General features: G+C 68.1%; 14 protein-coding genes. 5 read left to right on the forward strand and 9 right to left on the reverse strand.

Annotated elements, in window-relative coordinates; translation table 11 throughout:
- Window positions 1-1,421, reverse strand: a 1,421-nt coding sequence (guaB, locus tag CUR96_RS15940) for an IMP dehydrogenase (protein ID WP_102194472.1), incomplete at its 3' end; no start/stop codon positions are given.
- Between the two features lie 220 nt (window positions 1,422-1,641).
- Here guaB and CUR96_RS15945 point away from each other — a divergent pair.
- The 4 genes from CUR96_RS15945 to CUR96_RS15960 are packed head-to-tail and all read left to right on the forward strand — an operon-like array spanning window position 1,642 to window position 5,690.
- Entirely contained in the window at window positions 1,642-2,988 is a 1,347-nt protein-coding gene (locus CUR96_RS15945) for a branched-chain amino acid ABC transporter permease (RefSeq protein WP_180969068.1), read from the forward strand.
- A gap of 2 nt (window positions 2,989-2,990) precedes the next feature.
- Complete coding sequence (locus CUR96_RS15950; protein ID WP_102194319.1) at window positions 2,991-3,968, forward strand: branched-chain amino acid ABC transporter permease; 978 nt, start codon at window positions 2,991-2,993, stop codon at window positions 3,966-3,968.
- Window positions 3,958-4,941 carry an ABC transporter ATP-binding protein gene (locus tag CUR96_RS15955; RefSeq protein WP_102194320.1) on the forward strand — a complete coding sequence of 328 codons (984 nt, stop codon included), beginning with the start codon at window positions 3,958-3,960 and terminating at the stop codon, window positions 4,939-4,941. The genes CUR96_RS15950 and CUR96_RS15955 overlap by 11 nt, the downstream gene beginning before the upstream one ends.
- Complete coding sequence (locus CUR96_RS15960; protein ID WP_102194321.1) at window positions 4,938-5,690, forward strand: ABC transporter ATP-binding protein; 753 nt, start codon at window positions 4,938-4,940, stop codon at window positions 5,688-5,690. Before CUR96_RS15955 ends, CUR96_RS15960 begins: the two co-directional genes overlap by 4 nt.
- A gap of 66 nt (window positions 5,691-5,756) precedes the next feature.
- On the opposite strand, the gene CUR96_RS15965 is transcribed toward CUR96_RS15960, so the two are convergent.
- From CUR96_RS15965 to groES, 3 genes are all read right to left on the reverse strand, one after another.
- Window positions 5,757-7,019 carry an ABC transporter substrate-binding protein gene (locus CUR96_RS15965; RefSeq protein ID WP_102194322.1) on the reverse strand — a complete coding sequence of 421 codons (1,263 nt, stop codon included), beginning with the start codon at window positions 7,017-7,019 and terminating at the stop codon, window positions 5,757-5,759.
- 144 nt (window positions 7,020-7,163) lie between these two features.
- The gene (gene rarD / locus CUR96_RS15970; RefSeq protein ID WP_102194323.1) at window positions 7,164-8,099 is read right to left on the reverse strand and encodes an EamA family transporter RarD; all 936 of its coding nucleotides are present in this window, start codon (window positions 8,097-8,099) and stop codon (window positions 7,164-7,166) included.
- Window positions 8,100-8,184: 85 nt separating this feature from the next.
- Window positions 8,185-8,481: a co-chaperone GroES gene (gene groES / locus CUR96_RS15975; RefSeq protein ID WP_102194324.1), complete on the reverse strand. Its 297-nt coding sequence runs from the start codon at window positions 8,479-8,481 to the stop codon at window positions 8,185-8,187.
- Between the two features lie 138 nt (window positions 8,482-8,619).
- On the opposite strand from groES, the gene CUR96_RS15980 reads away from it, so the two are divergent.
- Complete coding sequence (locus tag CUR96_RS15980) at window positions 8,620-9,816, forward strand: class I SAM-dependent methyltransferase (protein WP_102194325.1); 1,197 nt, start codon at window positions 8,620-8,622, stop codon at window positions 9,814-9,816.
- Window positions 9,817-9,827: 11 nt separating this feature from the next.
- Here the strand turns inward: CUR96_RS15980 and CUR96_RS15985 are convergent, their stop codons facing one another.
- Genes CUR96_RS15985 through tsaB form a run of 5 tightly spaced genes read right to left on the reverse strand, consistent with a single transcriptional unit; the run spans window position 9,828 to window position 13,841 of the window.
- Window positions 9,828-11,024, reverse strand: a complete 1,197-nt coding sequence (locus tag CUR96_RS15985; protein WP_102194326.1) for a hypothetical protein — start codon at window positions 11,022-11,024, stop codon at window positions 9,828-9,830.
- A 3-nt stretch (window positions 11,025-11,027) separates the two neighbouring features.
- Window positions 11,028-11,558, reverse strand: coding sequence for a hypothetical protein (locus CUR96_RS15990; protein WP_245861371.1), 531 nt, complete (start codon window positions 11,556-11,558; stop codon window positions 11,028-11,030).
- Entirely contained in the window at window positions 11,555-12,640 is a 1,086-nt protein-coding gene (tsaD, locus tag CUR96_RS15995; RefSeq protein ID WP_102194327.1) for a tRNA (adenosine(37)-N6)-threonylcarbamoyltransferase complex transferase subunit TsaD, read from the reverse strand. Before tsaD ends, CUR96_RS15990 begins: the two co-directional genes overlap by 4 nt.
- Window positions 12,637-13,221, reverse strand: a complete 585-nt coding sequence (gene rimI, locus CUR96_RS16000; protein ID WP_102194328.1) for a ribosomal protein S18-alanine N-acetyltransferase — start codon at window positions 13,219-13,221, stop codon at window positions 12,637-12,639. Before rimI ends, tsaD begins: the two co-directional genes overlap by 4 nt.
- Complete coding sequence (gene tsaB / locus CUR96_RS16005) at window positions 13,218-13,841, reverse strand: tRNA (adenosine(37)-N6)-threonylcarbamoyltransferase complex dimerization subunit type 1 TsaB (RefSeq protein ID WP_102194475.1); 624 nt, start codon at window positions 13,839-13,841, stop codon at window positions 13,218-13,220. The genes rimI and tsaB overlap by 4 nt, the downstream gene beginning before the upstream one ends.
- Between the last annotated feature and the right edge of the window lie 6 nt (window positions 13,842-13,847).

The following is a 13,847-nucleotide window of genomic DNA, read 5'->3' on the forward strand; positions in this document are numbered from 1 at the left end:
ACGAACTTGCCGCGCTGCTTGAGCTCCTCGATGGTGCGGGCGCCGACGTAGAACATCGACTGCCGGAGGCCGCCGACGAGCTGGTACGCCACCGCCGCGAGCGGGCCGCGGTAGGGCACCTGACCCTCGATGCCCTCGGGGATCAGCTTGTCGTCGTTGGGGACGTCGGCCTGGAAGTAACGGTCCTTCGAGTAGGAGGTCTGCTTGCCGCGGGTCTGCATCGCGCCGAGGGACCCCATGCCGCGGTACTGCTTGAACTGCTTGCCCGACTGGAAGACGATCTCACCCGGTGACTCGTCGGTTCCCGCGAGGAGCGAGCCGAGCATCACGGCGTCGGCGCCGGCGACGAGCGCCTTTGCGATGTCACCGGAGTACTGCAGGCCGCCGTCGGCGATCACCGGGATGCCGGCGGGCCGTGCCGCGAGCGAGGCCTCGTACACCGCGGTGATCTGAGGCACGCCCACGCCGGCGACGACTCGGGTGGTGCAGATGGATCCGGGGCCGACGCCGACCTTGACGGCATCCACGCCGGCGTCGATGAGCGCCTGTGCGCCTTCGCGGGTCGCGACGTTGCCGCCGATGATGTCGATGTGGGCGAAGGACTCCTCGGCCTTCAGCCGGCGCACGAGATCGATGACGCCCTGCGACTGCCCGTTCGCGGTGTCGACGACGAGGACGTCGACACCGGCGTCGCGCAACGCCTCGGCGCGCTCCCACGCATCGCCGAAGAAACCGATCGCCGCTCCGACACGCAGCCGGCCCTGGTCGTCCTTGGTGGCGAGGGGATACTTCTCGCTCTTGTCGAAGTCCTTGATGGTGATGAGTCCGGCGAGCTTGCCGTTCTCGTCGATCAGCGGCAGCTTCTCGACGCGGTGCTTCGCGAACAGGGAGATGACCTCGCCCGCGGCGACGCCGACCTTGGCGGTCACCAGGTTCTCCGAGGTCATCACGTCCTTCACGAACGTGGTCTGGCGCTCGAAGCCCGAGACGAAGCGCATGTCGCGGTTGGTGATGATGCCGAGAAGGCTTCCATCGGCGTCGACGACGGGGAGTCCTGAGATGCGGTACTGGGCGCAGAGCGCGTCGACCTCTTCGACGGTGGCGTCGGGGCTGGTGGTGATCGGGTCGGTGATCATGCCCGACTCGCTGCGCTTGACGCGATCGACCTGCGACGCCTGATCGGCGATCGAGAGGTTGCGGTGCAGGATGCCGATGCCGCCCTCTCGTGCCATCGCGATCGCCATCCGGGCCTCGGTGACGGTGTCCATGGCGCTGGAGAGCAGCGGCGTGGCGACCGAGATGCGGCGGGTGACACGGGAAGACGTGTCGGCCTCGCTGGGGATGACGTCGGTGTGCCCCGGCAGGAGCAGCACGTCATCGTAGGTCAATCCGACGAAGCCGAAGGGATCGGGCTGGTCCATGGATGGTCCTCCTGCAGGGCGAGAGCGTGGCGACGGTGTACCAATTCTAAGCGCCGTGGGGCTGCAGAAATTCCCTGTGCCGAGGCCGGGCGGCCGGCGGCTCAGAACCGTGCGCAGATCGTGCGTTGGTTGAAACAGAATCGACACACTACGCTCATAGCGTCGTACATCAAGGCCGATGGACATCCCGTCTTGGTCTGTGTACTGGACAGGAGGTTCTGTGAGTCCGACGATCTCGGCGAAACGCAGCGGCAACCGATGGGCAATCGCCCTGCTGGGGACGCTCCTCGCCTTCGCCATCCTGGTGCTGCAACCGGGGGCCGCGTCAGCCGACACCACCGACGACGGTCAGGAAGTCACGGACTTCTACTTCGCCGGAGTCGTCACGTTCGACGACGAGCCCGTCGAGGGCGTGGTCATGACGATCAAGGGCGGCGGCTTCGAGGGTGAGACCGAGACGGATGCCGAAGGCAAGTGGCGCCTGTACGTCCCCGAGAAGGACAAGTACACGCTCACCGTCGACGAGGGCACGCTTCCGGACGGCGTGATCGTCGATGCGGCGCTGCTCCCGCCTGGCACCCAGCCGATCGCAGGCACGACGGCTTCGTTCGAAGTCGAGTTCGGCCTCACCGGCACCAAGATCATGAACCTCTTCCTCGGTGAGGGGCAGCGGGTCACCGTCTCCTTCATCGATCAGCTGCTCTCGCGGCTGGTCGGCGGTCTGAACTTCGGCCTGCTCCTCGCGCTCGCCTCGATGGGCGCCGCGCTCATCTACGGCACGACGCGCCTGTCGAACTTCGCGCACGCCGAGATGGTCACCTGGGGCGGTCTCGTCGCCCTGGTGTTCACCTCTTTCTGGGATCTCCCCCTCTGGCTCGGCATCGTCGCCGCGGTCGTCGGCGGCGGTCTCTTCGGCTGGGGGATGGATGCCGGCATCTGGCGCCCGCTCCGCCATCGAGGACTCGGCATCGTGCAGCTCATGATCGTGAGCATCGGCCTCTCGCTCGCGCTGCGCTACATCTTCCAGTACTTCATCGGCGGCAGTACCCGGCAGCTCCCGGGAGCGAGTCCGCAACCGATCCAGTTCGGGCCGATCTCGCTGTCCTACATCGACCTGATCGCGATGGGAGTGAGCATCGCCGTGATCCTCGGAGTCGCGTACTTCCTGACACGCACCCGGATCGGCAAGGCGACCAGGGCCATCTCCGACAACCCCCAGCTCGCCGCGGCATCCGGCATCGACGTCGACAAGGTCATCCGGTACGTCTGGATCCTGTCCGGTGTGCTCGCCGCGATCTCCGGCGTCCTGTGGGCGTACTTCCGACCCGGCGTGAAGTGGGACATGGGCATGCAGATGCTGCTGCTCATCTTCGCCGCGATCACCCTCGGCGGTCTCGGCACCGCGTTCGGCGCGCTCCTCGGCTCCCTCATCGTCGGAATCGTCGTCGAGGTCTCCACTCTCTGGGTCCCGTCCGATCTGAAGTACGCCAGCGCCCTGGTGGTTCTCATCGTCATCCTCCTGGTCAGGCCGCAGGGCCTCCTCGGGCGCAAGGAAAGGCTGGGCTGATCATGGACTTCGGAAGCATCTTCTCCAACACCGCCGTCTACCTCTTCAGCCCGGTGACGATCGCCTACGCTCTGGCGGCGACCGGCCTGGCGATGCACTTCGGCTACGCCGGGCTGCTGAACTTCGGCATGGCGGCCTTCATGGCGATCGGCGGCTACGGCTATGCGATCTCCGTCTTGAGCCTGGGCCTGCCCTGGTGGGTGGGCATGCTGGTGGGCCTTCTCGGCGGCGCGCTGTTCGCCGTGCTCCTCGGCATCCCGACCCTGCGCCTGCGCGCCGACTACCTGGCCATCGCCACCATCGCCGCCGGCGAGATCGTGCGCCTGCTGTTCACCACCCAGATCTTCGACGAGTGGACCAACTCCGCAGACGGTCTGGCGCAGTACAACGGCGGCTTCCGCGACGCGAATCCCTTCCCGGTCGGCACGTACGGCTTCGGACCCTGGACGTACACGGCGAACGACCTGTGGAACCGCGTCTTCGGGATCGTGCTGCTGGCCATCGCGATCCTCCTGGTGTGGTCGCTGATGCGCAGCCCCTGGGGCCGCGTCCTGAAGGGCATCCGCGAGGACGAGGACGCCGTGCGCTCCCTCGGCAAGAACGTCTTCCTGTACAAGATGCAGGCGCTCGTCGTCGGCGGAATCATCGGCGCCGCCGGTGGGATCGTCTTCGTGCTCCCCTCGGCAGTCGTGCCGGGCAGCTACACGACCTCCCTGACCTTCTTCCTGTGGACGGTGCTGCTCCTCGGAGGAGCGGCGACGGTCTTCGGGCCGACGCTCGGCGCCGTGCTGTTCTGGGTCGTCTTCGCCTTCCTCGCGAACCTTCTGCCGAGCATGGCGAAGGCCGACCTGCTGCCCATGTCCGACAGCCAGGCTGCGACGCTGGTGAACATCTTCGTCGGCATCGCCCTCATGCTGCTCGTGATCTTCCGCCCGCAGGGAATCCTCGGAGACAAGAGGGAGATGACCTTTGTCAAGTGAACCCACCCCCACCGGCAGCGTCCGCCGTCCGAAGACGACCGGACTCGCCGCAGGACCGGCGAAGCCCGGCGTCGCGAAAGTCGACCCGATCCTCGTGGCCGACGCCGTGCAGCGCCGCTTCGGCGGCCTGACGGCGGTCGATGTCGACCACGTCGAGATCCCCCGAGGCGCGATCACCGCGCTGATCGGCCCGAACGGCGCCGGCAAGACGACCCTGTTCAACCTGCTCTGCGGATTCGACAAGCCGAACAGCGGCACGTGGTCGTTCGACGGCAAGAACCTGTCGGGCGTCCCCTCGTTCAAGGTCGCCAGGATGGGCCAGGTGCGCACGTTCCAGCTGACCAAGTCGCTGTCGCTCCTGACGGTGCTCGAGAACATGAAGCTCGGCGCGCCCCACCAGCGCGGCGAGGGCTTCTGGTCGAGCCTTTTCCCGTTCCTGTGGCGCAAGCAGGACCAGGAGATCGAGGCGAAGGCGCGCGAACTGCTCGCGCGGTTCAAGCTCGACGCCAAGGAACAGGATTTCGCGGCGGCTCTCTCCGGTGGCCAGCGCAAGCTCCTCGAGATGGCCCGCGCTCTGATGAGCGACCCGAGTCTGGTGATGCTCGACGAGCCGATGGCCGGCGTCAACCCGGCGCTGACGCAGTCGCTGCTGGACCACATCCTCGATCTCAAGGAACTCGGCATGACCGTGCTGTTCGTCGAGCACGACATGCACATGGTCCGCCACATCGCGGACTGGGTGGTCGTGATGGCCGAGGGACGCATCGTCGCCGAAGGCCCACCGGACGAGGTGATGGAGGATCCCGCGGTCGTCGACGCCTATCTGGGCGCGCATCAGGACGTCGATCTCGGTGCCGTCACCGGGCGGATCCCCGTGATCCAGGCTGCCGAGGCAGAACGGCTGCGGGAGCAGATCGAGGCCGAAGCCGAAGCGGAACTCGCCTCGGACACCACGCAGGAGGGCACCGTATGAGCGTCGACACACCCCTGAGCGACCGCGTCGTCGTCGAGCTGAAGGATGTGCACGCCGGATACCTTCCCGGCGTCAACATCCTCAACGGGGCGAACCTCGTCGCGCGCCAGGGCGAGCTGATCGGCATCATCGGGCCGAACGGCGCCGGCAAGTCGACGCTGCTCAAGGCGATGTTCGGGCTGGTCAACGTCCGCTCCGGCGACGTCACCCTGAACGGCGAGAGCATCGTCGGACTGAAGGCCGACAAGCTCGTCCGGCGCGGCGTCGCCTTCGTCCCGCAGACGAACAACGTCTTCCCGTCGCTCTCCATCGAGGAGAACCTGCAGATGGGGCTGTATCAGAACCCCAAGATCTATGCGGAGCGACTGGAGTTCGTGTGCGGAATCTTCGCCGAGCTCGGCAAGCGGCTCAAGCAGCGTGCGGGTTCGCTCTCGGGCGGTGAGCGCCAGATGGTGGCGATGTCGCGCGCGCTGATGATGGACCCGTCGGTGCTGCTGCTGGATGAGCCGTCCGCCGGCCTCTCCCCCGTCCGCCAGGACGACGCGTTCATCCGTGTCTCCGACATCAACAAGGCGGGCGTCACGACGATCATGGTCGAGCAGAACGCACGACGCTGCCTGCAGATCTGCGACCGCGGCTACGTGCTCGACCAGGGCAAGGACGCGTACGAGGGCACCGGGCGCGACCTGCTGAACGACCCGAAGGTCATCGGCCTGTACCTGGGTACCCTGGGCACCGACGCCGCCTGACCGCCCCCAGCCTCAATAGACGAAGGCCCCGGATGCGAGCATCCGGGGCCTTCGTCGTGGAATCGATCAGTTGATCCGCGAGTAGGTGTTGTCGGCACCGTACTCGAAGACGCCGATCGCGGCGCCCTTCGGGTCGCCGTTCTCGTCGAACGTGACGTCGCCGGAGTAGCCGTCGTAGTCGGCCACGCCGCCGTCGTTGATGATCTTGGCGCAGTCGGCGAAGCTGTTGCACTTCTCACCATCGCCCGAACCGCCCGAGACCTCCTGCATCTTGGCCGCGATGTCCGCGCCCTCGGTGGAGCCGGCGGCGAGCGAAGCGAGCGCCATCAGCACGACGGCGTCGTATGCCTCAGCCGCGTACGTGAAGTCGGCGACCTCGGTGTTGCCCTCACCCGTCCAGTACGCCTGCAGACGGTCCGTGAAGTCGTCCTCGAGAGCGGGGCCGGGCTTGGTGCCCTTCGCTCCCTCGAGCGCGACGGCCGGAAGCTCCGTCGAGTAGGTGTTGGACAGGTTGCCGTCGACCAGGTAGAACTTGCTCGGGTCGAAGCCCGCGTTCACCAGCAGCGGTGCGATCGTCTTGAACTCGTCGTAGGAGACGACGGCGATCGCGTCGGGGTTGGCGGCCATGATCGTCGACACCTGAGCGTCGAACTGCGCGTCGCCGATGTTGAAGGAAGCCTCGGCGACGACCTCGCCGCCGGTGCCCTCGAACGTGGTCTTGATCGCGTCGAAGAGGCCGGTGCCGTAGGCGTTGTTCTGGTAGATCACGCCGATGCTCTTGTTGCCGTCCTCGGCGATCAGGTTGCCGAGCACCTCGCCCTGCAGCAGGTCGCTGGGGGCGGTGCGGAAGTAGAGCCCGTCGTCCTCCCATGCGGTGAAGTCCGGCGACGTGTTCGACGGCGAGATCGTGATGATCCCCGCGCCGACGTTGCCGTCGAGGATCAGCTTCGTGACGCCCGACGATGCAGCGCCCACGATGCCGGCGACGCCGGCGCTCTGCAGCTTGGTGATCGAGGTCTCGTACGCCTTGGTGTCGGTGTCGCCCTCGTCTTCGGCTGTCATCTCGATCGTCACGCCTGCCGCGGCCTCGTTGACCTCCTGCACGGCGAGTCCGGAGCCGGACTCCATGGGCGGGCCCAGGAACGACAGCGAACCGGTCTGCGGAAGCAGCGAACCGAGCTTGAGCGTGAGGTCGGCGGCCGGCTTGTCGCCACCCTCCGACGGCGTTTCGGTCGGCGTGCTGCAGCCCGCGACGACGAGTGCGGATGCGCTGAGCAGCGCGATCCCTGCGAAGACCTTCGCTGTGCGCGAGCCCTTCAATACGTTCATGATGCTCCCTTGCGTTACTGAGCGTGGATCGTGACCACGGTCGCGTGCTCTAACCCTAGGGCGTGAGGCGTGCGCGGTGATGTCCCAAGTGTTTCAGTGCGTTAACGATCCGGCACTGAGTTCCGGATGCCGTGCGCCCGAAGTTCAGACGGGTTCGGCGGGATCCGTGCGTCGTCCTCGGCGGGAAGCGAGCGTCAGATCGATCACGAAGACGGCGATCGCGATCCACACGATGATGAAACCGGCCCAGCGCTCCGGCGGCATGGGCTCGTGCAGGAATGCGACGCCGATCACGAACTGCATGACCGGCGTGATGAACTGCAGCATCCCGACCACCGTGAGGCCCACGCGGCGCGTTCCCGCGGCGAACATCAGCAGCGGCACGGCCGTGACGATTCCGGCGAACGCGAGCAGCGCCGCATGCCAGCCGCCGTTCGCGCCCATCGTGATGCCGGCGGGGGTCTGCGCGACGATGACGAGCTGTACGACGGCGATGGGGATGAGCCAGAACGACTCCAGCGTCAGGCCGCTGACGGCATCCACCGCCGGCCCGATCTTCTTCTTGATCAGCCCGTAGACGCCGAACGAGGCCGTGAGCGAGAGCGCGATCCAGGGGAACTCGCCGTAGCCGATCACGATCACCGCGACCGCGACCGCCGCGATGAGGATCGCGGCCCACTGCAGCCGGCGGATGCGCTCGCGCAGCACGAAAACCCCGAGCAGCACGGTGGTGATCGGATTGATGAAGTAGCCCAGGCTGGTCTCGACGATGCGATCGCTGAGCGTCCCGATGAGGAACACCTGCCAGTTGACGTAGATGAGCAGGCCCGCGAGCGCCGTCCAGCCGAGCAGCTTCGGCTGTCGCACGATCGCACGGAACGCGCCCCAGCCCCGGGTGATCGTCAGCAGCACCAGGCAGAACACGAAGGAGAGCAGCACCCGCCAGGCGACGACCTCCCAGGGACCGGTCGGCACGAGCAACAGGAAGTAGAGCGGCAGCACGCCCCACAGGAGGTATGCACCGCCCGCGTACGCGGCCCCAGCGGTGCGGCTCTCGCGGGTCGACGGGTCTGGGCTCACCGCACAACCCTATGCCGCGAATCGCGGAGGGACGCAGAAGGGCCCGGACGCTGAGGCATCCGGGCCCTTCGAGAACTTCGCTGACTCAGCGAACGACGACTGCGAGGACGTCGCGGGCGGAGAGCACGAGGTACTCGTCCACGCCGAACTTCACCTCGGTGCCGCCGTACTTGCTGTAGAGCACGCGGTCGCCGACGGCGACGTCGAGCGGTACGCGGTTGCCGTTGTCATCGATGCGGCCGGGGCCGACCGCCACGACCTCGCCCTCCTGGGGCTTCTCCTTGGCGGTGTCGGGGATGACCAGGCCACTCGCGGTGGTCTGCTCGGCCTCGACCTGCTTGATGACGATGCGGTCCTCGAGCGGCTTGATGGAAACCGACACGGTCTACCTCTTCTTTCCTTGACGCTGACACGTAAGACTTGTTCGCACTCTCAACCCGAGAGTGCTAATCCCAGTGTAGGCGCTCCTCTGGCACTCATGCAATGCGAGTGCCAGCCGTCGCGGTCGTAGGCTGGCGTGGTGGAGATGTCCGAGCTGCGCACCCTGCTCACCGCCGAAGGTCTGTCGCTTCTCGATGGCACGGGTCCGCTCGAGTCGCTGTCCGACGTCACCCGCACGGTCACGCGGATGCGGGCAGCCGGTCACTCCCCCGAACTGGTCGCCGCTGTCGTCACCCAGGTGAGCCTGCGTGCGCGGGCGAAGCCCAAGTTCGGCGACTTCGCCGGACGGATGCTCTTCACCCGCGCCGGCCTCGAACAGGCGACGCGTCTCGGGGTCGCCGCGCGGCACGCCCAGCGCATGCGCAGCGCCGGCATCACGAGCGTTGCCGACCTGGGATGCGGGATCGGCGGCGACGCCCTCGCCTTCGCGGGCGCCGGCCTGCGCGTGCACGCCGTCGATGCCGACGAGGTGACCGCGGCGATCGCGGCGTACAACCTCGCCCCGTTCGCCGGCGAAGCGAGCGTGCAGCACGGCACCGCTGAGACCGCCGAACTCGACGGCATGGATGCTGTCTGGATGGACCCCGCGCGGCGCACCTCGGGCCACAGCGAGACTCGACGCGTCTCCGCATCCGACTACTCGCCCTCGCTGGACTGGGCTTTCGAGCTGGCCTCGCGAGTACCCACCGGCATCAAGCTCGGCCCGGGACACGACCGCGACGCACTCCCCGCCGATGCCGAGGCGCAGTGGGTCAGCGTTGACGGCAGCGTCGTGGAACTGGTGCTGTGGACGGGCGTGCTCGCCAGAGACGGCGTCCGCCGAGCGGCACTGGTGATCCGCGGCGAGCGCTCGCACGAACTCACCGCCGGTGCGGATGCCGACGACGCCCCCGTCCGAGAACTCGGCGCGTACCTCCACGAACCGGACGGCGCCGTGATCCGCGCGCGCCTCATCGGCGACGTCGCCCGGAGTCTCGGCGCCGGGATGCTCGACGAGCACATCGCCTACCTGACGTCTGATGCCGCCGTGACCAGTCCCTTCGTCCAGTCCTTCCGGGTGCGTGAGACGATGCCCGCGAAACCTGCGGCGATCAGCGCCGTGCTCAAGGCGAACGGCGTCGGCACCCTGGAGATCAAGAAGCGCGGCATGGACATCGACCCCGCCGCGTTCCGGAAGAAGCTGACGTTGCGCGGTGACGAGTCCGCGACGCTGATCCTCACCCGCGTCGGCAGCCGGCGTCTTGCGATCCTCGCCGATCGGGTGCACGCGGCGTAGCGCCCGCAGGATCAGCCCTGCGGGGCGTCGGTCCCGATCTCGATCGGGTCGCCGTGCTCGCCGCCGACCTCGACGCGGTCGCCTGGTGCGACGATGAACTCTTCGTCCGCACCGCCGGTGATGGTGAGGTATGGCGTCTGCCACTTCGTGTAGTGCACGTCGAGCGCCCAGGTGCTGCCGTCGACGATGACGGTGGCGCTCAGTCCCTCCTCGAACGCGCTCATCATGTTCGTGCACCCGGCAGGGTCATCCGCCCCGCCGACGATCATGCAGGATTCGGTCGTTCCTTGATCGACCTGTCGTGTCGCGACCCACACCGCCTCATCCCGGAGGTAGCCGACGATCGACATGCTCCCCTCCTCGAAGCCCGCCTCGAGGAGCGCCTCCGCCCGGTCCCGTTCCTCTGCCTCGAACTGATCGAGCCAGGTCTCATCGGGTGAGGCCGTCCACTGCTGGATCGCTGCGACCGGCTCACCCGTCGTGGAGTACAGAAGGAACGCGCCCACATGCGACTCCTCCCCGGTATCGGGGTCGGCGGCCGCACTCATGACATTGGTCGAGATGGTGCCCTCTCGCACCGCCTTCTCGACCTGACAGCTGTTCGCCGACTGATCACCGACGTCGAGGATGATGCAGACGAATTCGCCGTCGCTCCGCGTCGCGTACCAGACCAGCGCATCGTTCTTCTGCCCGACCGCGCGCAGTGAGCCCTCGTCGTACTTGCCCTGCTCGTAGAGCTCCAGCCGGCGCTGCACCTGTTCGTCGGTCAGTGCGATGCCGTTCGTTCGCTGCCCGAAGATCGCCCAGCCGGCAGCCAGCCCGAAGACGAGAAGAACAGCGGATGCCGCGGCCAGCGGACGCCACAGGCGACGTAGCACTCCGCGGATTGATGCATCGTCCGTCGTCGGGATTTCAGCGTCAATGGGGGCATCCGATTCAGGGTGCGCTGCTGCCTCGTCGGGGTACTGCTCCTGGATGCGCCGGGGAGAGCGCACTTCCTCCGGGATCCGGGTCACAAGATCGTCGTCATCGGTGTCCGTCGAGCGGGCGAGGAGAGGGGAAGGGCCCTGATCCACGCTCGACGTCGTCATCCGCTGCTGCTCGAGCTCTCGCAGCCGCCGAGCATCCGCATCCGATATGCCGCTGTCGCGCCCGTAGGCGCGCGCCTGCAGCGAGCGGAGTTCCCGGAGCTCGTCGGCGCTGAGCATCCGCTATCCGAGTCTCTCGAACTGCATGCCCGCCCAGACCAGCCACCCGAGGCTGTAGACGGTCGCGCAGAGGCCGAGCACGAGCGCCCATCGTGCGATGGACCGGTTCTCGACGGGGCGGCGCAGCGACATGATCGACGCGATCACCGCGACGATGGCGACGGGAATGCCCCATCCGACGAAGAACGAGGTTCCGAGGGCGACGATCGCGGCGAGCAGCGCCCAGGGCGCCAGGCGGGTGTCTTCGAGCTCCGCGTCGGCGGCGGTCGCCGGCTCCCACTCGGCGGTCGGCGCTCCGACGGCGTCCGGATCGGGTCCGCTCGCGACCACCGGCGCGACGCCGAGCGGACCGGTGGGCAGCCTGCTGTAGCCGTCCTGGGGCGCACCGGGGATCCGCGCCGTTCCGACCGGCCGCTCGACCTCCCCGCTCGGGCCTTCGACGCTCGTGTGCGGCGGATCGATCAGCGCATCACCGGGGTCGGCGTGCGTCGAGGCATCAGGGCCGTCAGCACCTGCGGCGCGAGGGATGCTCATGCGGGATCACCGTCCTCGGGTACTGCGCTCTCGGCCACCTGGATCTCGGTGACGGGCAGCGTCGAATCGGCGCCGAAGGCCAGTGTCGATGGCCGCCGGCCCGAGGAGATCAGCTCGGCGGCGAGCGCCGCGATCATCGCGCCGTTGTCGGTGCACAGCGACAGCGGTGGGATCCGGACGGTCACCCCTGCGGCCTCGGCACGTTCCACCGCGACCTCGCGAAGGCGGCGGTTCGCGATGACCCCACCGCCGAGCAGCAGCCGCGGCACCCCGAGGTCCGCGCAGGCGGCGAGCGCCTTTGTCACGAGCACGTCGACGACCGCCTCGCGGAAACTCGCTGCGACATCGGCCACCGGAACCTCGACGCCGTCCGCCTCGCAGCGTTCGACCCATCGCGCCACGGCGGTCTTCAAGCCGGAGAACGAGAAGTCGTAGCGGTGCTTCGCCATGTCCGACGCGCGCGACAGCCCCCGCGGGAACCTGATCGCCGCCGGGTCGCCGTCCAGCGCGGCGCGGTCGATCTCCGGTCCGCCGGGGTAGGGCAGCGACAGCAGCCGTGCCACCTTGTCGAAGGCCTCCCCCGCGGCGTCGTCCATCGTCTCGCCGAGCAGCTCGACATCGCTCGTGAGATCGCGCACGTGCAGGAGCGACGTGTGCCCGCCGGAGACGAGGAGCGCGATCGTCGGATACTCGAGCGGCTCGGAATCCGCGGTGAGGATGTCGGCGGCGATGTGCCCGACGAGATGATTCACCGCGTACAGCGGCTTGCCGAGCGACACCGCGAGGCCCTTCGCAGCGCCGACGCCGACCATGAGCGCGCCCGCGAGCCCGGGGCCGCTGGTGACCGCGACGGCATCGAGGTCTTCGAGCCCCACGCCTGCCTCGCTCAGCGCCTTCTCGATCGAGGGCTGCAGCGCCTCGAGGTGTGCGCGAGCAGCGACCTCGGGCACGACGCCGCCGTAGCGGGCGTGCTCGTCCATGCTCGAGGCGATCGTGTTCGACAGCAGGGTCCGGCCGCGTACGATGCCGATTCCGGTCTCGTCGCAGCTCGTCTCGATGCCCAGCACCAGCGGTGCGCTCATGCGCGGGTCTCCTTCACGGCATCCGCCTCTCGCGGTACGAAGGATTCCGCTCGATCTGAAGGGGCCATCCCGGCGGGATCTCCTTCATCGTGTGCGATCTCCTTCGATGCGGGCGACGTGCGCTCGAGGCTCCAGCCCCGGAGGTCGAGCCTCATCACGATCGCGTCGACGTCGTCGGGCTGATAGTAGTGCGGGCGGCGTCCGACCTCATCGAACCCCTCCGACCGGTAGAGGCCCTCCGCGGCGGGGTTGTCCGCCCTCACCTCGAGGAACATCTCCCTCGCGCCGCGCGCCTTCGCCTCGACGAGCAGCGCGCGCAGCAGGGCTCGGCCGCGCCCGTTGCCACGGTGCCCGGCGTCGTAGGCGATGGTCTGGATGTCGGCATCCGTCCCGCCCGGCAGCGCACGGATTCCGCCGTAGCCGATGATGCCGCCGTCGATCACGTCGACGAGGTAGACACTGTGCGGGCTGGCAAGCTCTGCGCCCATGGTCTCGGTGCTCCACGCGTCACTGGGGAACGAGCGCGTCTCGATGCCCATGATGGCGTCCAGATCGTCGGGGCCCGCCGGGCGGAGTGTCATGATCCGACCCGCTTCGGAGCACCGGGAAGCGAGACGTCGGGCGCGCGCAGGTACAGCGGCTCCGCCCCGGCGAGCGTGCGGCCCGCGGCATTCGCCCTGGCTCCGACCCGGGCGAGATCCACCGCGGAGAGCGAGTCGACATCGATGCGGCGGATGCCGTCGAGATGGGTGTCGGCGTCGACGCGAGGGACCAGGAACGTGTCGGCCACGATGGATGGGATGCCGTCGCCGTCGACCCCGTCGAAAACGGTGATCGCGACCTCTCGTCGACGCGCATCCGTGACGATCGCGAACGCGCCGGTCACGGCATCCGTCTCGATGGCGGTGAGTGCCGCCGCGAAGTGACTCGGCACGGGGACGACCGGGATCGCGCGGCCCAGCGCGAACGCACGGGCGGCGGCGATGCCGATGCGCAGCCCCGTGAACGGCCCCGGCCCCATGCCTGCGACGACATGGCTGATCTCACCGGCGCCCGCCCCGTCGAGGACGCGCTGGAGCAGATCGCCGATGACCTCGGCGTGTCCGAGCGGGTCGACGGTCGCGGCATCCGCGCGCGAACGGCCGTCTGCATCGATGAGCGCGACGGCCGTGCCCAGGGAGGTGTCGACGGCGAGGATCACCCTTCC

Source organism: Microbacterium aurantiacum (assembly GCF_002872075.1).
GTDB lineage: Bacteria > Actinomycetota > Actinomycetes > Actinomycetales > Microbacteriaceae > Microbacterium > Microbacterium aurantiacum_A.